General features: G+C 66.5%; 17 protein-coding genes. 4 read left to right on the top strand and 13 right to left on the bottom strand.

The genetic code is table 11. The features are described 5' to 3' along the window. Nucleotides 1–8: 8 nt before the first annotated feature. From J1M43_RS06865 to J1M43_RS06820, 10 genes are all read right to left on the bottom strand, one after another. Entirely contained in the window at nucleotides 9–1,088 is a 1,080-nt protein-coding gene (locus tag J1M43_RS06865) for a glycosyltransferase (protein ID WP_206476356.1), read from the bottom strand. Beyond that, nucleotides 1,085–2,278 carry a putative lipid II flippase FtsW gene (ftsW, locus tag J1M43_RS06860; protein ID WP_206476355.1) on the bottom strand — a complete coding sequence of 398 codons (1,194 nt, stop codon included), beginning with the start codon at nucleotides 2,276–2,278 and terminating at the stop codon, nucleotides 1,085–1,087. The genes J1M43_RS06865 and ftsW overlap by 4 nt, the downstream gene beginning before the upstream one ends. Beyond that, the gene (gene murD, locus J1M43_RS06855; RefSeq protein WP_206476354.1) at nucleotides 2,247–3,782 is read right to left on the bottom strand and encodes a UDP-N-acetylmuramoyl-L-alanine--D-glutamate ligase; all 1,536 of its coding nucleotides are present in this window, start codon (nucleotides 3,780–3,782) and stop codon (nucleotides 2,247–2,249) included. The genes ftsW and murD overlap by 32 nt, the downstream gene beginning before the upstream one ends. Further along, entirely contained in the window at nucleotides 3,779–4,894 is a 1,116-nt protein-coding gene (gene mraY / locus J1M43_RS06850) for a phospho-N-acetylmuramoyl-pentapeptide-transferase (RefSeq protein ID WP_033107483.1), read from the bottom strand. Before mraY ends, murD begins: the two co-directional genes overlap by 4 nt. After that, nucleotides 4,891–6,303 (bottom strand): UDP-N-acetylmuramoyl-tripeptide--D-alanyl-D-alanine ligase, encoded by a 1,413-nt coding sequence (murF, locus tag J1M43_RS06845; protein WP_033107482.1) that lies wholly within the window; start codon nucleotides 6,301–6,303, stop codon nucleotides 4,891–4,893. Before murF ends, mraY begins: the two co-directional genes overlap by 4 nt. Before the next feature lie 28 nt (nucleotides 6,304–6,331). Next, the gene (locus tag J1M43_RS06840) at nucleotides 6,332–8,110 is read right to left on the bottom strand and encodes a penicillin-binding protein 2 (protein WP_033107481.1); all 1,779 of its coding nucleotides are present in this window, start codon (nucleotides 8,108–8,110) and stop codon (nucleotides 6,332–6,334) included. A 20-nt stretch (nucleotides 8,111–8,130) separates the two neighbouring features. Further along, complete coding sequence (locus J1M43_RS06835; RefSeq protein WP_033107480.1) at nucleotides 8,131–8,715, bottom strand: hypothetical protein; 585 nt, start codon at nucleotides 8,713–8,715, stop codon at nucleotides 8,131–8,133. Further along, nucleotides 8,712–9,650, bottom strand: a complete 939-nt coding sequence (gene rsmH, locus J1M43_RS06830; protein WP_052167114.1) for a 16S rRNA (cytosine(1402)-N(4))-methyltransferase RsmH — start codon at nucleotides 9,648–9,650, stop codon at nucleotides 8,712–8,714. Before rsmH ends, J1M43_RS06835 begins: the two co-directional genes overlap by 4 nt. Nucleotides 9,651–9,750: 100 nt before the next feature. Next, nucleotides 9,751–10,182 (bottom strand): division/cell wall cluster transcriptional repressor MraZ, encoded by a 432-nt coding sequence (gene mraZ / locus J1M43_RS06825; RefSeq protein ID WP_033107479.1) that lies wholly within the window; start codon nucleotides 10,180–10,182, stop codon nucleotides 9,751–9,753. 285 nt (nucleotides 10,183–10,467) lie between these two features. Then, a complete protein-coding gene (locus J1M43_RS06820) occupies nucleotides 10,468–10,860 on the bottom strand; it encodes a DUF3040 domain-containing protein (RefSeq protein WP_033107478.1) in 393 nt (130 codons plus the stop codon). An 86-nt stretch (nucleotides 10,861–10,946) separates the two neighbouring features. Between J1M43_RS06820 and J1M43_RS06815 the strand changes: the two genes are divergently transcribed. After that, nucleotides 10,947–12,035 (top strand): polyprenyl synthetase family protein, encoded by a 1,089-nt coding sequence (locus J1M43_RS06815; protein ID WP_307823297.1) that lies wholly within the window; start codon nucleotides 10,947–10,949, stop codon nucleotides 12,033–12,035. Nucleotides 12,036–12,041: 6 nt separating this feature from the next. On the opposite strand, the gene J1M43_RS06810 is transcribed toward J1M43_RS06815, so the two are convergent. Then, nucleotides 12,042–12,392 (bottom strand): Rv2175c family DNA-binding protein, encoded by a 351-nt coding sequence (locus tag J1M43_RS06810; RefSeq protein ID WP_374058516.1) that lies wholly within the window; start codon nucleotides 12,390–12,392, stop codon nucleotides 12,042–12,044. Between the two features lie 130 nt (nucleotides 12,393–12,522). Between J1M43_RS06810 and J1M43_RS06805 the strand changes: the two genes are divergently transcribed. Further along, nucleotides 12,523–13,551 (top strand): LysM domain-containing protein, encoded by a 1,029-nt coding sequence (locus tag J1M43_RS06805; RefSeq protein WP_241245202.1) that lies wholly within the window; start codon nucleotides 12,523–12,525, stop codon nucleotides 13,549–13,551. Between the two features lie 75 nt (nucleotides 13,552–13,626). Further along, nucleotides 13,627–15,573 (top strand): Stk1 family PASTA domain-containing Ser/Thr kinase, encoded by a 1,947-nt coding sequence (gene pknB / locus J1M43_RS06800; RefSeq protein WP_206476353.1) that lies wholly within the window; start codon nucleotides 13,627–13,629, stop codon nucleotides 15,571–15,573. A 73-nt stretch (nucleotides 15,574–15,646) separates the two neighbouring features. Here the strand turns inward: pknB and J1M43_RS06795 are convergent, their stop codons facing one another. Together J1M43_RS06795 and J1M43_RS06790 are read right to left on the bottom strand one after the other, a co-directional pair. Beyond that, entirely contained in the window at nucleotides 15,647–16,987 is a 1,341-nt protein-coding gene (locus J1M43_RS06795; protein WP_033107474.1) for a class II 3-deoxy-7-phosphoheptulonate synthase, read from the bottom strand. A 67-nt stretch (nucleotides 16,988–17,054) separates the two neighbouring features. Then, a complete protein-coding gene (locus J1M43_RS06790) occupies nucleotides 17,055–17,741 on the bottom strand; it encodes a 1-acyl-sn-glycerol-3-phosphate acyltransferase (RefSeq protein ID WP_052167136.1) in 687 nt (228 codons plus the stop codon). A gap of 182 nt (nucleotides 17,742–17,923) precedes the next feature. On the opposite strand from J1M43_RS06790, the gene J1M43_RS06785 reads away from it, so the two are divergent. Further along, the gene (locus tag J1M43_RS06785) at nucleotides 17,924–19,753 is read left to right on the top strand and encodes a long-chain fatty acid--CoA ligase (RefSeq protein WP_033107473.1); all 1,830 of its coding nucleotides are present in this window, start codon (nucleotides 17,924–17,926) and stop codon (nucleotides 19,751–19,753) included. Nucleotides 19,754–19,855: the final 102 nt, after the last annotated feature.

Genomic DNA, 19,855 nt, shown 5'->3' with positions numbered 1-19,855 from the left:
TGTCCATCCTAATTCGCGGCACTGAGCGCGCGGTCGATCATCGCGACGACGTTCTCGGTGCCGGTGCGCGTGCCGACATGCTCTGCCGCGCGCGCCATCCGGTCGATGCGCTCGCGATCCGCCATCAGCGGCACGACGGTGTCGCGCACTGTGTCACCCGTGAAGCTGCCGTCCTCCAGCAGGATCGCGGCTCCCGCGGCGACGGCGGAGGCGGCGTTGAGCCGCTGCTCTCCGTTTCCGACCGCGTACGGCACGTACACGGCAGGGATGCCGAGCGCGCTGACCTCGCTCACAGTGGCTGAGCCGGCGCGGGAGACGATCAGATCGGACAGGGCGAACGCCAGATCCATCCGGTCGACGTAGCGGCGCATGACGTAGCCGGGTGCATGCGGATCGACGAGGTCGCTGCGCTCCCCCGTCACGTGCAGCAGCTGCCACCCCTCTGCGAGCACATCGCGCCAGGAGTCGGCGAACGCCTCGTTCAGACGCAGCGCGCCGAGCGAGCCTCCGAAGACCAGCAGCACCGGCTGCGCCGCATCCATCCCGAAATGCTCCGCGGCTTCGGTGCGCATCGCCGCACGGTCGAGATCGACGATCTCGTGACGCAAGGGCATGCCGACCACTTGGCTGCGCTTCAGCGGAGTGCCTTCGAATGCGACACCGATTCCGGCCGCCCACCGCGCGCCGAGCACGTTCGCCAGCCCCGGCCTGGCATTGGCCTCGTGCACGACGAACGGCACCTTCTCACGGCGTGCGGCGATGTACGCGGGCGCCGAGGCATAGCCGCCGAAGCCGACGACGACATCGGCCCGGTGTTCACGGATGTGCGCGCGCACCTGCGCGATCGCCTTCACGAACCGGGCGGGGAACGCTGCAGCCTGCCTGTTGGGTCGACGGGGGAACGGCACCTTGTCGACGATCAGCAGTTCGTAGCCGCGTTCCGGGACGAGTCGCGCCTCCAGCCCCTCCTTCGTACCGAGCACGAGCACGAGCGACTCGGGTTCGCGCTCACGCAGTGAATCGGCGACGGCGAGCAGCGGATTGACGTGGCCGGCGGTGCCGCCGCCGGCGAGGAGGTACGTGGTCACCTGGTGACTTTATCCCGCGGAGATGCGGGGATCGTGCGAGCGAAGGCGAGCAGCACACCGCAGGCCAGCAGCACGGCGAGAAGCGCGGTGCCGCCCTGCGACATGAACGGGAGAGGCACGCCCATGACGGGGAAGACACCGATCACGACGCCGATGTTGATGAGCGCCTGTCCGAGCACCCACACCGTGATGCCGCCGGCTGCGACGCGGATGAACGGGTCCGTCGTCTTGCGGATGATGTGGAACGCGCCGACTGCGAAGAAAGTGAACAGTCCGAGGACGACGAGGCACCCGATGAGTCCGAGTTCTTCTCCGACGATCGCGAAGATGAAGTCGTTCGCGGCAGCCGGAAGCCATCCGTACTTCTCCTGCGAGTTGCCGAGGCCGAGACCGAAGATCCCGCCGTTCGCCATGCCCCAGACGGCATGGATCGACTGGTAGCAGTCGTTCTCGTAGTTGCTCATGTCGGTGCACACGGCTGTGATTCGCCGCATGCGGTCAGGGCTCAGGACGGCCAGGGCGATCACCCCGACGACGCCGAGCAGCACGGGGATGATGAACAGCCGCAGCTTGACGCCAGCGAAGAAAAGGCAGCCGAGCAGGATGAGCACGAGCACCATCGCGGTGCCGAGGTCGCGCCCGGCCATCACCGTGCCGATCACGAGCACAGCGACCGGGATCACGGGGATGAAGACGTGCTGCCAGATGCCGAGTAGCGCACGTTTGCGCAGCAGCACGTATGCGACCCACAGCGCGAGCGCGAGCTTGAGGAATTCCGAGGGCTGCATCGAGAATCCGGCGATGCGGATCCAGTTCTGGTTGCCGTCGCTGTTCACACCGATGCCGGGGATGAACACCAGCAGCTGCACCATGGTGGAGAGGATGAGCGCAGGCCAGGCCATCCGCTTGAGAAAACGGATCGGGAGGCGGCTGACCAGGAACATCAGCGGGATCCCGATGGCAGCGAACATCGCCTGCTTGATCGCCGTGTCCATGACGCCGGTCTCCGTGGCGCTCGTGGCCGAGATCACCATGATGATCCCGAACACGGTCAGCAGGAGCGCCGTGGATGCGATGAGAAGGAATTCGTTCGACGGCGGTGTGAAGATGCGCCCCAGGGAGACACGCGCCGCCAGTCCCCTGCCGGGCTGCCCCGCGTCAGCGCGCCGCGGGCGGGCCATCTGCGTCATCGGCGCTCCCCCGGTCGATCCACTTGCGCACCGCGTCGGCGAAACGGTGGCCGCGATCCGCGTAGCTCGTGAACTGGTCGAAGGATGCCGCGGCAGGAGCCAGTAGAACCGTTCCCCCGTCATCGGCGATCCCTGCGGCGAGTTCCACCACACGGGTCATGACATCTTCAGTCTCGCCAGTGACCACCTCGATCACCGGCACCGCGGGCGCGTGTCGCCCGAATGCCGCGACGACCTCACCGCGGTCGACGCCGATCACGAGCGCCGCGCCGGCGGTCCTGCCGGCATCCGCGACGAGCTCCGACAGATCCACGCCCTTGAGATCACCGCCGACGACCCAGATCGCGCCGGGGTATGCACGCAGCGAAGAGGCCGCAGCATGCGGGTTGGTCGCCTTGGAGTCGTCGACCCAGGTGATGCCGGCATGGCGGGCGATGACCTGGATGCGATGCTCGTCGAGACGGAACGTCTGCAGAGCGCGCTTGATCGCCTCCGGAGCAGTGCCGAGCGACCGGGCGAGTGCGCTGGCTGCCAGGATGTTCTGCACGATATGGGGCGCAGCGAGCCCTGCGTCGGCGAGGTCTTCGACCGTGGTGAGCTCGAGGGCGCTGTGTGCGCGGTCCTCGTGGAATGCGCGGTCGGCCAGGATGCCGTCGACCACGCCGAGATCGCTCGGACCAGGCACCCCGAGGTCGAATCCGATCGCCCTCGCCCCTTCGATGACCTCTGCGTCCTCGACCATGATGCGCGTCGCCTCATCGGCCTTGTTGTACACGCAGGCTACTCGGGTGTTCCGGTAGACGTGGGCCTTCGCGTCGCGATAGGCCGTTGCGCTGCCGTGCCACACGAGATGATCGTCTGCGAGGTTCAGGCAGACGGACGCGTACGGCACGAGGGCACCCGCGCCGCTGCTCTGACCGATGTACCAGAGCTGGTGGCTGGAGAGTTCGACCACGAGGACGTCGAAGCCCGCAGGGTCGCGGACGGCATCCAGCACCGGGATGCCGATGTTGCCGCACGGAGCGGCGCGCAGGCCGCCCTCGACGAGCATCGTCGCGGTGAGCTGAGTGGTCGTGGTCTTGCCGTTCGTGCCGGTGATCAGCACCCACTGCGCCGGGGTCCCATCGGCGCGCACGACTTTGTCGCGGACCCGCCAGGCGAGCTCGATGTCGCCCCACACAGCGATGCCGGCATCCTGTGCCCAGCGGATGATCGGATGCGACGGCGAGAAGCCGGGAGAGGCGACGATGACCTCTGGATCGAAGTCGCGCAGAGACTGCGGCACCTCGTCGAGTGCGCCGAGTTCGAGACGGGCGCCGATCACGGGGATGAGGCGTTCGTACTCCTCTGCGGCGGATTCCGAGAGCACGAGCACCTCGGCACCGAGCTCGGCGAGTGTGTCGGCTGCCGAGAATCCCGTCACCGACAGGCCGAGCACCGCGACGCGCAGCCCCTTCCAATCGGCATGCCAGCTGGTCAGCGCATCAAGACGAGCGGTGCTCATCCGTCGACTCCGGTGAGCCACTCGACGTAGAACAGACCGACCGCGGATACCGCGAGCAGGCCGGCGATGATCCACAGACGTACGACGATCGTCGTCTCCGACCAGCCGCGCATCTCGAGGTGATGGTGGAACGGGCTCATCAGGAACAGTCGCTTGCCTCGCGTGATCTTGAAGTACAGCCGCTGGAGGATGACGGATCCTGACGACAGGACGAACACGCCGGCGATCACGAACAGCAGCAGCTCGGTGCGGGTGAGGATCGCCATCGCGGTGATGACGCCGCCGATCGCCATCGAGCCGACGTCGCCCATGAAGACCTTGGCCTTGGGCGCGTTCCACCAGAGGAATCCGATGAGCCCGGCTGCGAACGACGCGGAGACGATCGCGAGGCTGAACGGATCTCGCACCTCGTAGCAGGCGTCGAGCGCGCCGGGGTCGACTCCTATGCTCGCGCAGGACTGCTTGAACTGCCAGAAGGCGATCAGGCTGTATGCGCCGACGACGAACACGCCGGCACCGGATGCGAGACCGTCGAGACCGTCGGTGAGGTTCACGCTGTTGGACGTGGCGATGCCGATCACGGCGATCCAGATCAGGTAGACGATCCAGCCGATGATGACACCGAAGCCGAACAGGTTCAGCCAGGTGATGTCGCGGAACAGCGAGACGTAGCCGCTCGCGGGCGTCTGGCCGAACTGGTTGGGGAAGTTCAGTGCGACCACCCCGAACGGGATCATCACGACGAGCTGGCCGATCACCTTGCGCCAGCCCGAGAGGCCGAGACTGCGCTGGGACTTCACCTTCATGTAGTCGTCGATGAAGCCGACGGCGCCGAAGCCGATCATGAGCCAGAGCACGAGGATCGCGGAAAGCGCGGGCTCGCTGCCACCGGCGTAGACCCCGACGAAGTAGCCGACGATCGTGCCGACGATGAAGATGAGACCGCCCATGGTCGGCGTGCCGCGTTTGGCGCTGTGGCTCGGATTCGCGATGTCTTCCGGTGTGCGGATCACCTGTCCCCAGCCCCACCGGCGGAACAGCCGGAGGAAGACGGGAGTCAGGAACAGGGTGAAGGCGAGCGAAATCGCAGCCGCCATGAGGAGTGATCTCACGAGAACAATTCTCCCAGACGATCGCCGAGATGCCGAAGGCCCACGGAATTGGATGATTTCACGAGCACACGGTCTCCGTCGCGGAGCTCTGTGCGCAGGTATTCGTAGGCGGCATCCTGGTCGGGAAGGTGCACGGCTTCGCTGTCCCAGGACCCCTCGCCGACGACGGAGAGGTAGAGGCGGCGCGCCTCAGGTCCGACCACGACGATGCGTCGGATGTTCAGGCGCACGGCGAGCAGTCCGATCCTGTCGTGCTCCTCCCCTGCGCTCTCGCCGAGTTCGCTCATCGCGCCGAGCACGGCGACGGTGCGCTCGTCGGGGCCGGTGATCTGCGCGAGAGTGCGCAGGGCTGCGGCCATGGAGTCGGGGCTGGCGTTGTAGGCGTCGTTGATGATGCGCACCCGGTCGTTGCCGAGCGGCTGCATGCGCCACCGCTCCGCGACCTGGACGGTCTCGATCCTGGCGATCGCATCGGCGAGGGGCACCCCGAGAACGCCCGCGGCCGCGATCGCCGCGAGTGCGTTGGTGATGTGGTGCGCGCCGAGCACCTTCAGGTGCAGAGGCAGAGTCGCGTCTGCCGTGGTGATCACCGCTCTGGTGCCGTCGGCGGCGACCTGCACGTCACTCGCGCGCACGTCTGCCGAGCCGTCCTGCCCGAAGCCGACGATGTGCATGTCGTGCGCCGTGGCGGCATCGCGCATGGCTGCGACTCGGGAGTCGTCGATGTTCAGCACGGCAGTGCCGCCGGGGCGCGAGGCTGCGATGAGCTCGGCCTTGGCCCTGGCCGTCTCCTCGATGCCGCCGAAACCGCCGGCATGCGCCATGCCGACCATGAGCACGATGGCGATGTCGGGCTCGACGAGACCCGCGAGGTGGGCGATGCTGCCCGGGCCGGCGGCGCCGAACTCGCTGACGAGGTAACGGGTGCTGTCCGTGACGCGGAGCATCGTGACCGGGGCACCGACCTCGTTGTTGTACGAGTTGATCGGAGAGATCGTCTCGCCTTCGTCCTCGAGGATGCGGGCGAGCAGGTTCTTGGTGGTCGTCTTGCCGTTCGACCCGGTGATGCCGACGATCTTCAGCTGTCCTTCGGCGCGCACGCGCGCGACGACGGCGCGTGCGAGGTCGGCGAGAGCGGTGACGGCATCCTTCACGACCACTTGCGACACCTGGGCGTCGACGATGTGCTCGACGACCGCCACCGACGCTCCGCCTGTCACGGCCGCGGCGACGAAGCGATGCCCGTCGGTCTCTGCTCCGGGCTTGGCGATGAAGACACCGCCCGGGGTCATGTTCCTCGAGTCGGTGTCGACGACACCGGACACAGTGGTCTCCGAGATGTCGGGGTCTACGAGACGCAAGTCGCCATCGGTGATTGCGGCGATCTCGGCAAGCGTCAGGGCGATCATGAAATCTCCATGCGCGGCTCAGTGCCGGCTATTCGAATTTGGGAAGCAGCTCGTCCATCGGGACGGTCGAGGGCGAGACACGGTAGGTCTTCAGCACCTGCGTCATCGACTGCTGGAAGGCGGATGCCGTGGCTGCGGACGATACAACCTTAGTCGGCTCATCGAGCGTGACCACCACCACGTACTGGGGATCGTCGACGGGCGCGAAGCCGACCATGCTGGTGAAGTACTTCCCGGCGATGTACCCACCAGCATCCGCCTTCTGCGCGGTACCGGTCTTGCTCGCGACACGGTAGCCGGGAACCTCGATCTGCTGGCTCAGCCCACCCTGCACCGAGACGTTCTCGAGTATGCGCGACACCTCGGCCGCGGTCTGTTCGGAGACGACCTGCTCGCGCTTGGGCGCTTCCGGATCCACCACGGTGCCGTCGTCCAGAGTGCAGGACTCGATCAGCGACAGATCGATCTTCTCGCCGCCGTTGGCGATCGCCTGATAGGCACCGGCGACCTGAGGTGCGGTGACCGTGAGCGCCTGGCCGAAGGTGGTCGTGTAGAGCGTCTGGCTGTCCCACGCGTTCGCGGGATGCACGAGACCGGGGTTCTCTCGAGGGAATCCGATGGTCTCCTGCCCGAATCCGAACTTCTGTATGTAGTCGTATCGCGTCTGTGCGTCGATCAACGTGCCGAACTTCGACAGCGCGACGTTCGACGAGTCGATCAATGCCCCGGCGAGCCGGTACTGGTAGGTGTCGTGCCGGAACGGGTCATTGATGACCGCGCCGTTCGGGAATGTTTCGCGCCCGTTCGCTGAGACGGTTGTGTTCAAGTCGGCAGCGCCGGCGTCGAGCACTGCAGCGGCCGTGACGGCTTTGAACGTCGAACCGGGCTCGAACCAAGATCCGAAGACTCGCGTGCCCCAGTCCTCGGGTGAGGAGGAGTTGAGGTCGTTCGGATCCATGGCGGGCCATTCGGCTGCCGCCCGGATCTTGCCCGTCTTCACCTCCACCACGGTGACGGTGCCTGCCTTCGCGCCCATCTTCTGCGCTTCTTCCGAGATCATCTGCGTCAGGTACCACTGCAGGTCGCTGTTGATCGTCAGCTGCACCGATCCGCCGTTCTCTGCCGCGACCGTCCGATCACTGCCGGGGATGATGTTGCCGTCCTTGCCGCGAAGATACGTGCGCTCGCCGTTCACCGGCGAGAGGCACTGCTTCTCGAGCTGCTCCACGCCCGACTGGCCGACGCCGGCGCTGTCGACGTATCCGATGATGTTTCCGGCGACCGCGCCGTTCGGATACACGCGCGTCTCGCGCGGCAGCATGTCGAGGTAGACCAGACCGAGATCGCGCAGTTCGAGGAACTTCTCGGTGCTGAGCCCCTTCTTCAGCGGCAGGTAGCGCGACGCAGGATCGCTCTCGAGTGTGGCTGCGACACCGGCACGCAGATCGTCTGCATCCTGCCCGGTGATCGCCGCGATCATGTCAGCCGCCTCGCTCCAGGACGTCTTCGGCGGGTCGTCCTCATCGTCCTCGAGCGACGCGATCAGCATCGGGTCGAGCTGCGCGTCGTACACGGTGACACTGGATGCCAGCACCGTGCCGTTCGCATCGACGATCGAACCGCGGTTGCCCGGCAGTGTCACCGTCGAGCCGAGCTTCCCGACTTGCAGGGAGTCCTCGACGTGCTCGTTCGCACTGACGACCTGGATGTCGACGAGGCGGACGACGAATGCCGAGAGCACGGCGAGTATGACCGCCAGGGCGACGACGGTGCGGCGCCGGGGGCCGCGGGTGGCTCGTGTCGTCATGTCGCTCTCTCAGTCGAAGTTCAGCGTGTCGTGGGGCTCGGAAGTCCGTCGGTGATGGGCGGGGGCAGATTCGGATCGACGGCATCAGCTGTGTCGTTCGCTGACGCCTCGGCGTCATTCGCTGCAGCGGCGGCGTCCGCCTTCTGGTTCAGCAGTGCGTTGTACACCGCGCCGCTTCCATTCGGATCGATCGTGGACTTGCCATCGGCACCGGTGTTCGGACCGAGCACGGTCGAATCGCTCAGGCGCAGGTAGGAGGCGGATCCGGCCACGACCATGCCGAGCTCGGAGGCCTTGGTCGCGAGCAGCTGGGGCGAGCTCGTCCCGGCGAGGTCATCCTGCAACGCACTCGCCTGCAGGTCGAGTTCACGCTGCTGCGAAGTGAGGTCTGCGAGGACGAAGGAGTCCTGGGTGATCGCCAGTGACAGGCCGATCTGGGCGATCCCGATCGCCGCTGCCCCGCCGAGTGCGATGAGCGCATACGCCAGCTTCGGCTTGGCCCGCCGAGCGGGCGCCGTCACCGGCTTCAACCGACGGGGGGCGCCGGGCGCGGGAGCGATCGGCTCCGGCAGCAGTGCTGCGGCTGTCGCCGCCTGACGGCTCATGCGGCCTCCCTGATCCGCTCGGCGGCGCGCAGGCGCACCGGAATGGCGCGCGGATTGCGTGCCTTCTCTTCTTCGCCCGCCATCTCCGCGCCCTTCGTGATGGTGCGGAAGCGCGGAGCGTGCTGTGGAAGTTCGACGGGAAGCCCCGCGGGCGCCGTGGAGGCGGATGCCGCGGCGAAGGCCTGCTTCACAAGGCGGTCCTCGAGCGACTGGTAGCTCATGACGACGATGCGCCCGCCGACGGTCAAAGCGTCCATCGCGGCGGGGATCGCGTCGGCGAGGACGCTGAGTTCGGAGTTCACTTCGATGCGCAGCGCCTGAAACACTCGCTTGGCCGGGTGGCCGGCACGCTGTGCGGCGGCCGGGGTCGCTGCCTGCAACAGGTCGACGAGGTCCTGCGACCGCACGAGCGGCTTCTCCTCACGGGAGCGCACGATGAATCGGGCGTAGCGTGCGGCGAGCTTCTCCTCGCCGTAGCGCTCGAAGATGCGACGGAGGTTGCCCTCGCTGTATGTCGCGAGGACATCGGCGGCGGTCGTGCCCTTCGTCTGGTCCATGCGCATGTCCAGCGGAGCATCCTTCGAATACGCGAAGCCGCGCTCGGCCTCATCGAGCTGCAGCGACGAGACGCCCAGATCCATGAGGATGCCGGAGGCACCGTGAGCGTGGAGCCCGATCTCGTCGTAGACGGTGTGCACGAGCGTGACGCGGTCGGCGAAGCGCTCGAGCCGCTGACCGGCGATGCGCAGCGCGTCGGTGTCCCGGTCGAGCCCGATCAAGCGGATGTTGCTGAAACGCTCGAGCAGCGCCTCGGAGTGCCCGCCCATGCCGAGTGTGGCGTCGACCAGCACCGCGCCGTCATGCTGCAGTGCAGGTGCGAGCAGCTCGACGCAGCGTTCGAGGAGCACCGGGGTGTGGATGTCGCGAAGATTCATGATCGTTTCGGGTGACCTTCGACTCTGATCCCCCTCCGCTTCTCGACCCGGCACCGGGGAAGTGTGTCGGGGTGGGAGCGGCGGGGCATCACAGTCGAGGTCAGAACAGTCCCGGAATCACCTCCTGTTCGAGTTCTGAGTAGTTGTCCTCGCCGGCGGCGAGGTAGTCGTTCCAGGCCGCGGCATCCCAGATCTCGGCGTGCGCGCCGACGCCGGTGACGACGAGCTCCTTCTCGAGCCCCGCGTACTGACGGAGATGGGCGGGGATGGTGATGCGGTTCTGGCTGTCCGGCATCTCCGCGCTCGCTCCGGAGAGGAACATGCGCAGGAAGTCGCGCGCCTGCTTGTTGCTGAGCGGTGCTTGCCGGATCCGCTCGTGCATCGCCTCGAACTCGGCCGTGCTGAACACGTACAGGCATCGCTCTTGACCACGGGTGACGACGATGCCGCCGCCGAGGTCCTCACGGAACTTCGCCGGCAGGATGACTCGACCTTTGTCGTCGAGCTTCGGTGAATGCGTTCCCAGCAACATCGGCCATCACCCCCTCTGTGTCCGGCCAACTTCGAGGTGTCCCCCACTTTACTCCACTTTGCTCCACTTGCATATGAGCAAACCAGCACAGCATGGCATATTCGGCGATGCCAGATCACCGCTCCCCTGTGATTCCGCGCCAGAACGCGGCACAGCGCACAGTGGAGGACCGTGGAGGGAAAGTGGAGGATCTCAACGCGCCGAGGCGTTCAGGAGCCGCGTGATCCCCCGAGACGCAGAAAAGCCCGGATGCTCAATGCATCCGGGCTCTGGTGAGTGAAGAGGTCAGCGACCGTCTTGGCGACGATCCCAACGATCGTTCATCCGGTCCATGAAGGAGGCCGAAGTCTGCGGCGGCTTGGACGCCCCGCCGTCTCGGACCCGCGGCGTGCCGCCGACACGGCGCACGGGAGTCGCCGCGAGGATGACGCCGGCGACCATCGCCGCGAATCCGATCACGCCGACGATGATGCTGGCGACAGCGCCGAGCTGGCCGCCGAGCGCGACGCCCGCGACGAGCGCGCCGATTCCGACGAGAAGAAGAACGGCACCGTAGACGAGATTGCGGTAGCTGAGCGTTCGATCGCCGGAGGGCGCGGTTACGATGTCTGCGTCGTTGTGGAGGAGATGGCGTTCCATCTCGTCGAGCAGACGCTGCTCCTGTTCAGACAGTGGCATGACGCCCCCCTTGGTTCAGTGTCTTTCATTCTACGCTCGCAGAACCGCCGAGGCTAGTTATCGGCTGAGAACCTAAGCTGATTATCGTGCCCTCATCCATACCTGTCCAGGACGCCGTCTCCGACCGTCTGGATCGCTTCATGACCGCGCTCGGATCCGAGACGCGATCGTATGGACCGGATGCTGCGATGTTCATCGCGTCCGCCGAGGCCACACTGCGGGGCGGCAAGCGTCTGCGCGCACGGTTCTGCCACGCCGGATGGCGCGCGGTCGCGCGCTTCTCCGCCCGCGACGCCATCGAGACGGATGCACTGTGGGATCTCTGCGCCGCGCTGGAGATCTTCCAATCCGCCGCGCTCGTGCATGACGACCTGATCGACAACTCGGACACGAGACGGGGCGTTCCGGCGGCGCACCGCTCCCTCGAGCAACAGCATCGGACGCTGTCGTGGTCCGGGGACGCCGAGCCGTTCGGGCGAGCCGCCGCGATCCTTCTCGGCGATCTGCTCGTCGCCTGGAGCGATGATCTGCTCGAGCAGGCCCTGACCGGGCTCGCGCAGGCGCCCGACGTGCGCCGGGAGTACGCGCGGATGCGTCGCGATGTCACCACCGGCCAGTTCCTCGACATCGCCGAGGAATCGGCCTGGCTGGTCAATCCCATCTCCGAGCACGCTGATCGCGCGCTGCGCGTGGTCTCTCTGAAGTCGGCGAGGTACAGCATCGAGCAGCCGCTGCTGCTGGGCGCCCTGCTCGCCGGGGCAGACGAGTCGCAGCAGAGCGCGCTGCGCAGCTTCGGTCATCCGATCGGCATGGCGTTCCAGCTGCGCGACGACGTGCTCGGCGTGTTCGGCGATCAGTCGATCACCGGCAAACCGGCCGGAGACGATCTTCGCGAGGGCAAGCGCACCGTGCTCATCGCGTTCACGCGGGAGCAGCTGGATGCGTCGGCCAGGCGACTGCTCGATGAGCTGCTGGGCGATCCGACGCTCACCGCGGATCAGGTGTCGGCGATTCAGGCCACGATCGCCGAATCCGGCGCACTGGCACGGGTGGAGGAGCTCATCGTCTCGTACGCACAGGAGGCCGACCGCGCGCTCTCGGGTGCGCGACTGGACAACGCAGCCGTCGGCGAGCTGCGAGACCTCGCGCGCGCTGCGACCGTGCGTTCCGCCTGAGGCGCGTCAGGCGAGTGCGCGGGCGACGCGGCGCACGGCGCTCTTGTGACCGTCGAGAAGCGCGGCGATCGGCGTACGGCCGAGCTCGTCGTCTTCGCTGAACAGCCAGTCGATCACCTCGTCATCGGTGAATCCGGCGTCGGTGAGGACGATGATCGTGCCGCGCAGGGACGAGAGAGGATGCCCGTCGACGATGAACTGCGACGGCACACCGAAGACACCGTTCCGGGTCGATCCGACCAGGTACTGCTCGGAGATCATCCGACGCACGCGCCCGAGTGGCTCGTCGAGCCTCTCGACGAGATCGGGCATCGTCAGCCATTCGATGGCGGTGGGTTCGGGGGAAGTCTCAGACACGTTTCGACTATCTCATCTTCAGAGCGGCATCGCATATCGACACTTCTTTCACTTACGCCACTTCCGTCACTTTGGTTGACATCCGTTTACATACGTGTCAGCGTTTCAGGGTCAGCAAAGGGGGGAAACCTTGACAGCGAACATCCTGAGCCCTCGTGCCGGATATGTCCGGCTCGGCGTTCCAGCGGCCGTCCTCGGCGTGCTGGCGAGCGCCATGAGCACCGCTCCCGCGAGCGCCGCAGCACCGATCGAGCAGCAGTCGGAGAGTCGACTCACGGCGCTCCCCCGCATTCTGCCCGCGACGACGACTCCCACGAGCTACACCGTTCAAGACGGCGATACCGTCTTCTCGATCGCGCAGCGCTTCGGGCTGCGCACCGTCGACGTTCTCACCTGGAACGGGCTCGGCTGGCGCTCCGTGATCTATCCGGGGCAGACCCTCACCGTGGCGGCGCCCGCTTCGGCCCCCGCTCCTGCTGCACCAGCACCGGCGACACCTCCCGCTCCCGCCGCCACCAGCACGCACACCGTGGTCGCAGGCGACACGGTCTTCGCCATCGCACAGAAGTACGGCACATCCGTCGACGCGATCTTCGCGGCCAACGGCCTGAGCGCCTCATCGATCATCTATCCGGGACAGGCCATCGTCGTCGCGGCGGCCGCGCGTGCTGCTCCTGCTCCTGCTCCAGCGCCCGCTCCCGCTCCAGCGCCCGCTCCCGCAGCGTCCGGACCGGCACCCGCCCAGACCGCGACGCTCAACGAACCGCAGGCGGAGAACGCCACCATGATCATCCGGATCGGGAGAGAGCTCGGCGTCTCCGATCGTGGCATCGCGATCGCGCTGGCCACGTCGATGGTCGAATCCTGGCTGCGCAACCTCGATTGGGGCGACCGCGATTCACTCGGCCTGTTCCAGCAGCGGCCCAGCACCGGCTGGGGCACTGTCGATCAGATCATGGATCGCGATCGCAGCATCCGGGTCTTCTACGGTGGCGCATCGGACCCGAACGGCACCACGTCGCGAGGTCTTCTCGACATCGCCGGCTGGGAAGGCATGGCGTTCAAGGACGCCGCGCAGGCCGTGCAGATCTCGGCGTACCCGGATCGTTACGGCCAGTGGGAGGCCCAGGCCTACCAGTGGATCGCCCTGTATGGCTGAAAATCGGCCGATCCGGTCGCCCAAAGGGGTGAGCCGCTCCGCGGTCTGTCAGCCAGTTCTTCATAGACTCTGTACGTGACGACCAATCAGCAGGCCGACCCCCTCATCGGGCGGCTTGTCGACGGCCGCTACCGCGTGCGCGCCCGGATCGCGCGCGGCGGGATGGCAACGGTGTACGTCGCCACCGACCTTCGCCTGGAGCGCCGGATCGCGCTGAAGGTCATGCACGGCCACCTCAGCGACGACTCGGTGTTCCAGAGCCGGTTCATCCAGGAGGCCCGAGCCGCGGCCCGCCTCGCCGATCCGCACGTGGTCAACGTGTTCGATCAGGGCCAGGATGGCGAACTCGCCTATCTCGTGATGGAGTACCTTCCCGGAATCACGCTGCGCGAGCTGATGCGCGAACAGCGCCGTCTCACGATCCCGCAGACGATAACGATCATGGATGCGATCCTCGCCGGACTCGCGGCGGCCCACAAGGCGGGCATCGTGCATCGTGACGTGAAGCCCGAGAACGTACTGCTCGCCGAGGACGGCCGCATCAAGATCGGTGACTTCGGCCTCGCCCGCGCCACCACGGCGAACACCGCCACCGGACAGCAGCTGCTCGGCACCATCGCCTACCTCGCCCCTGAGCTCGTCACCCGCGGCACGGCCGATGCTCGCAGCGACATCTATGCGCTCGGCATCATGCTCTACGAGATGCTCGTCGGCGAGCAGCCGTACAAGGGCGAGCAGCCGATGCAGATCGCCTTCCAGCATGCGACGGAGTCGGTGCCGCGACCGAGCGTGCGCAACCCAGGAGTCCCTGAACAGCTCGACGAGCTCGTGCTGTGGTCGACCGAGAAGTCGCCCGATGAGCGCCCGAACGACGCACAGGAGATGCTCGACCGCCTTCGCGAGATCGAGCGCTCACTCGGCGTCGCACCCACGGCCGTCGCCGCGACGACGACGCCGATCCGTGCGCAGAGCGATTCGGGCGATCTGACGAAGGTCATGCCGTCGACCATGGTCATCGACGATGTCGCGGCGCCGGCGTCGCAGCCCGTCGACAACGCGACCCTGCTCAGGCGGCGCACGTCCAAGCGCCGCGCACGTGGCGCGTTCCTGCTGTCCCTCGTGCTTCTGCTCGCCGTCGTCGCAGGAGGCGTCGGCTGGTGGTTCGGGTCAGGTCCCGGCTCACTCGTGGCCGTACCCTCCGTCGCGGGCAAGAGCTACGAGGAGGCCGCGACGATCCTCTCCGAGGAGGGGTTCGTCCCCGTGGCCGCGGAGGAGAGCTCCGTCGACATCGAGCCCGGCCTCGCGATCCGCACCGACCCCGCCGAAGGCGAACGCCTCGACGGTGGCGCCGAGGTCAGCGTCTTCGTCTCCACAGGTCCCGCTCCGCGCGCGATCGAGACGCTGAATGGCAAGACCGCCGATGAGGCCCGCGCCTACCTCAAGGATCTCGGACTCACCGTCTCCGACGATGACCTCCTCCTGTACTCGAACGGAGGAGCCCCGGAGGGTGTCGTGATCAACGCCAGCGTCACACCGCGCTCCGGCGGCGACGATGTCGAATGCGGTGAGGGATGCAGCGTCTTCGAGGCCGACACCGCGAACCTCGTCGTGTCGCTGGGCAGCGTGCCGGATGTCGTCGGGATGACGGTGTCAGAGGCGACATCTGCTCTCAGCGACAAGGACATCGGCACGACCACGACCGAGGAGTTCAGCGACGACGTCGAAGACGGTCGCGTCATCCGCATCTCCGGTCGCGACGACGGTTCGAATTGGCGACCCGGCGACACGATGACTCTCGTCGTTTCGAAGGGGCCACAGCTGTTCGAGGTGCCTGATGTGACCGGTCAGAACCGCGACACCGCCGCCAAGACACTCCGCGATGCGGGATTCGAGCCCACGTGGAATCCGCTGTGGACCCCGTTCCCGAACGGACTGACCGAGGTCACCGGTACCGACCCTTCGGCAGGGACCCTGCGCAGAGCAGGCAGCCAAGTGACCTTGCTCATCCGCAGCGCCCTCTGACCGGCATCCGCTGCACGAAGTGGCATCCGCTGCATCGATCGACGCCGCGGATGCCACCGGATGGCGCGCAGAGTCAGCGCTTCTCGAGCTCCTCGGCGACGAGGAATGCGAGTTCGAGGCTCTGCATGTGGTTCAGCCGCGGGTCGCAGAGCGACTCGTAGCGCGTCGCCAGTGCGGCCTCGTCGATGTGCTCCGACCCGCCGAGGCACTCGGTGACGTCGTCGCCGGTGAGCTCGACGTGGATGCCGCCGGGGAACGTGCCGACCGCGCGGTGCGCCTCGAAGAAGCCACGCACCTCGTCGACCACGTCGTCGAAGCGACGCGTCTTGTATCCGGTCGGGGTGGTGATGCCGTTGCCGTGCATCGGGTCGGTCACCCACAGCGGCTGGGCGCCCGATTCACGAACGGCTTCGAGCAGCGGCGGCAGTGCGTCGCGGATCTTGCCCGCACCCATGCGCGTGATGAATGTGAGGCGTCCCGGCTCGCGGTTCGGGTCGAGCTTGTCGATCAGTGCCAGCGCCGTCTCGGGCGTGGTGGTGGGGCCGAGCTTCACGCCGATGGGGTTTCGGATCTTCGAGAAGTAGTCGACGTGCGCACCGTCGAGGTCGCGGGTGCGCTCTCCGATCCAGAGGAAATGCGCTGAGGTGTTGTACGGGGTGTCCGTGCGGGAATCGATCCGCGTCATCGGGCTCTCGTAGTCCATCAACAGGCCTTCGTGGCCGGTGAAGAACTCGACGCGCTTGAGCTCGTCGAAGTCCGCACCCGCGGCCTCCATGAACTTGATCGCACGGTCGATCTCGGATGCCATGCGCTCGTACCGCTGGTTGGCGGGGTTCGATGCGAAGCCCTTGTTCCAGGAGTGCACCTCACGGAGGTCGGCGAAGCCACCCTGCGTGAACGCACGGATCAGGTTCAACGTGGATGCGGCCGTGTGATAGCCCTGGAGCAGACGGCCGGGGTCGGCCCGGCGCGAGCCCTCGGTGAAGTCGTAGCCGTTGACGATGTCGCCGCGGTAGGCCGGCAGCGTGATGTCGCCGCGCGTCTCCGAGTCGCTCGAGCGCGGCTTCGCGAACTGCCCGGCCATGCGGCCCATCTTGACGATCGGCATCGACGCGCCGTATGTGAGCACGACGGCCATCTGCAGCACGGTCTTGATGCGGTTGCGGATCTGCTCCGCGGTCGCACCGGCGAACGTCTCGGCGCAGTCGCCGCCCTGCAGCAGGAATGCCTGACCGGATGCTGCGCGAGCGAGGCGATCGCGCAGATTGTCGACCTCACCGGCGAACACCAGCGGCGGAAGCCCAGCGATCTGTGCCGACACGTCGGCGACGCGATCCGCGTCGGGCCAGGTCGGCTGCTGTTTGATGGGAAGGGTGCGCCAAGCGTCCAGGGCGGCGTCGAGCTGCTGAGGCATCTCCCCAGCTTACTGGCCGTGAGCGCGCCGCCTCGCCGTCAGAACCCCGTCGTCATGACCGCGGCCGTCACGAACGCTGCGGCATCCGATCCCGCACCGACGAGGCGTAGACGTCGTCGTACTGCTGCTCACCCAGACGCTGCAGGGCGACCATGATCTCGTCTGTGACCGAGCGCAGGATGTAGCGATCGTTCTCCATGCCCTCGTAGCGGGAGAAGTCCAGCGGTTCGCCGATGACGATCCCCACGCGGACGATCCGTGGCACCGTGCGGCCGATGGGCATGGCGGTGTCTGTGTCGACCATGACCACGGGGATCACTGGAACCCTCGCCTCGAGCGCCATCCGCGCGATACCGGTGCGCCCGCGATACAGCTTGCCGTCAGGGCTGCGCGTTCCCTCGGGATAGATGCCGAGCACGTCACCTCGTCCGAGCACCTGAAGACCCGTGTTCAGCGAGGCCTCTGAGGCCTTTCCGCCTGAGCGGTCGATGGGTATCTGCCCGGTGGCTTTCATGAAGTACTTCGTCGCCCACCCCTTGAGCCCTCGCCCGGTGAAGTAGTCGCTCTTCGCGAGGAACGACATAGGCCGATCGATCAGCAACGGGAGGAACACCGAGTCGGACACCGACAGGTGGTTGCTCGCCAGGATGGCGGCACCGTTCTTGGGCACGTTGCTGCGCCCCACGATCCAGGGACGGAAGATCGCCTTGACCACGGGGCCGATCACGACGTACTTCATCAGCCAGTAGAACATCGTCACGAAGTCTATCCCCGGCCCTGCCGCCGCCCGTCATGACACCCGCGAACCGATGCCGCGAGTTGCGCGACTGAGTGTCATCGATCGCGTGACTGAATTCCAGAATTGCCCGGGTTCAAGACCGGTTGTGCCCTAGACTCATGGGAAACCCGTGCCCGACCGGTACCGAAGGAGTTGCCGTGGTTCAATTCGAAGTTCCCGCGATCGTCCCTGCTGATCCCGACGCGAATGTCTCAGATCTGCTGGCCAAACGAGTCGAAGCCACTCCCGACAAGGCCTTGTTCTCGGTTCCGAACGGCGACGGATGGAGCGACATCAGCGCCGCCGACTTCCAGACGGCCGTGATCGCTCTCGCCAAGGGCTTCGTCGCCGTCGGCGTCCAGCCCGGCGAGAAGGTCGGATTCCTCGCTCGCACCACGTACGAATGGACTCTGGTCGACTTCGCACTCTTCTACGCCGGAGCGGTGATGGTGCCGATCTACGAGACCAGTTCTCCGTCGCAGATCCAGTGGATCCTCGAGGACTCCGGCGCCACGGCGCTCATCCTGGAATCCGCCGACCACTTCGCGAAGTTCGACGAGGTGCGCGGCGACCTCCCTCTGATCCGCGATGTCTGGCAGTTGCACGTCGGCGCCATCGACACGCTCACCGCCGCCGGCGTCGACGTCGAGGACGCTGAGATCGAGCGCCGCCGCAACCTCGCCGTCGGCTCCGACATCGCCACCCTCATCTACACGTCCGGCTCGACCGGACGACCCAAGGGCTGCGTGCTGACGCACAGCAACTTCGTCGAGCTGTGCCGCAATTCGGCCAAGGCGCTCAACGCGGTCGTGGAGACCCCGGGAGCGTCCACGCTGCTGTTCATCACCACGGCGCACATCTTCGCTCGCTTCATCTCGCACCTCAACATCCACGCCGGCGTGCGCACCGGGCACCAGCCGGACACGAAGCAGCTGCTTCCGGCATTGGGCTCGTTCAAGCCGACCTTCCTTCTTGCTGTGCCGCGCGTGTTCGAGAAGGTCTACAACTCTGCGGAGCAGAAGGCAGAAGCCGGCGGCAAGGGCAAGATCTTCCGCGCGGCTGCGGCAGCGGCGATCGAGCACTCGCGCCTTCTCGAAGATGGCAAGAAGATCCCGTTCGGGCTGAAGATCAAGTTCGCGCTGTTCGACAAGCTCGTCTACAGCAAGCTGCGGGCGGCCATGGGCGGCAACATCGTCTACGCCGTCTCCGGATCCGCTCCCCTCGGCCCCCGCCTCGGTCACTTCTTCCACAGCCTCGGCGTCGTGATCCTGGAGGGCTACGGCCTCACCGAGACCACCGCCCCCGCCACCGTGAACCTCGCCGACAAGTCGAAGATCGGGACAGTCGGTCCTGCGCTTCCCGGCGTCGGCGTCCGCCTCGCTGAGGACGGCGAGATCGAGGTCAAGGGCATCAACGTCTTCAAGGAGTACTGGAACAACCCCGAAGCGACGGCGGAATCCTTCCACGACGGCTGGTTCCGCACCGGAGACATCGGCAGCTTCGACTCGGAGGGGTTCCTCACGGTCACCGGCCGCAAGAAGGAGATCATCGTCACGGCCGGCGGCAAGAACGTCGCGCCGGCTGCACTGGAGGATCCCATCCGCGCGAACCCGATCGTCGGTCAGGTCGTGGTCGTCGGCGATCAGAAGCCGTTCATCTCGGCCCTGATCACGCTCGACCCCGAGATGCTTCCCACCTGGCTCGGCAACAACGGCCTCTCCGCCGGGATGTCACTCGCCGAGGCGTCGAAGAACGAAGCGGTACGCACCGAGATCCAGCGCGCGGTCGACGTCGCCAATGGCAATGTGTCCCGCGCGGAGTCGATCCGCAAGTTCACGATCCTCGACTCGGAGTGGACAGAGGACAGCGGCCATCTCACGCCGAAGATGTCGATCAAGCGCAACGTGATCATGAAGGACTTCGCCGCTGAGGTCGCGGCGATCTACGACGAGCCGGTCAACACGACCAACGTCGCGATCGGCGGCTGAGCTCAACGAGACCCCGCCTTATCACCCAGACCCCGCCTTGCGTACGCCAGCACGGCGGGGTCTCGGCGCGAAGATGGGGTCTCGGCGTGAAGATGGGGTCTC

The organism is Microbacterium sp. KRD172, assembly GCF_017168295.1.
Taxonomy (GTDB): domain Bacteria; phylum Actinomycetota; class Actinomycetes; order Actinomycetales; family Microbacteriaceae; genus Microbacterium; species Microbacterium profundi.
Note: the sequence above shows the minus strand (reverse complement) of the source record. Positions and strands in the feature narration are given on the sequence as shown.

Coding starts and splice junctions, on each gene's coding strand:
- murD (WP_206476354.1), bottom strand. CDS start 3,782: ATGAGCACCGCTCGTCTTGATGCGCTGACCAGCTGGCATGCCGATTGG.
- J1M43_RS06820 (WP_033107478.1), bottom strand. CDS start 10,860: ATGCCACTGTCTGAACAGGAGCAGCGTCTGCTCGACGAGATGGAACGC.
- ftsW (WP_206476355.1), bottom strand. CDS start 2,278: ATGACGCAGATGGCCCGCCCGCGGCGCGCTGACGCGGGGCAGCCCGGC.
- murF (WP_033107482.1), bottom strand. CDS start 6,303: ATGATCGCCCTGACGCTTGCCGAGATCGCCGCAATCACCGATGGCGAC.
- J1M43_RS06840 (WP_033107481.1), bottom strand. CDS start 8,110: ATGACGACACGAGCCACCCGCGGCCCCCGGCGCCGCACCGTCGTCGCC.
- J1M43_RS06795 (WP_033107474.1), bottom strand. CDS start 16,987: ATGCCTCAGCAGCTCGACGCCGCCCTGGACGCTTGGCGCACCCTTCCC.
- mraZ (WP_033107479.1), bottom strand. CDS start 10,182: ATGTTGCTGGGAACGCATTCACCGAAGCTCGACGACAAAGGTCGAGTC.
- rsmH (WP_052167114.1), bottom strand. CDS start 9,650: ATGAATCTTCGCGACATCCACACCCCGGTGCTCCTCGAACGCTGCGTC.
- J1M43_RS06835 (WP_033107480.1), bottom strand. CDS start 8,715: ATGAGCCGTCAGGCGGCGACAGCCGCAGCACTGCTGCCGGAGCCGATC.
- J1M43_RS06790 (WP_052167136.1), bottom strand. CDS start 17,741: ATGTTCTACTGGCTGATGAAGTACGTCGTGATCGGCCCCGTGGTCAAG.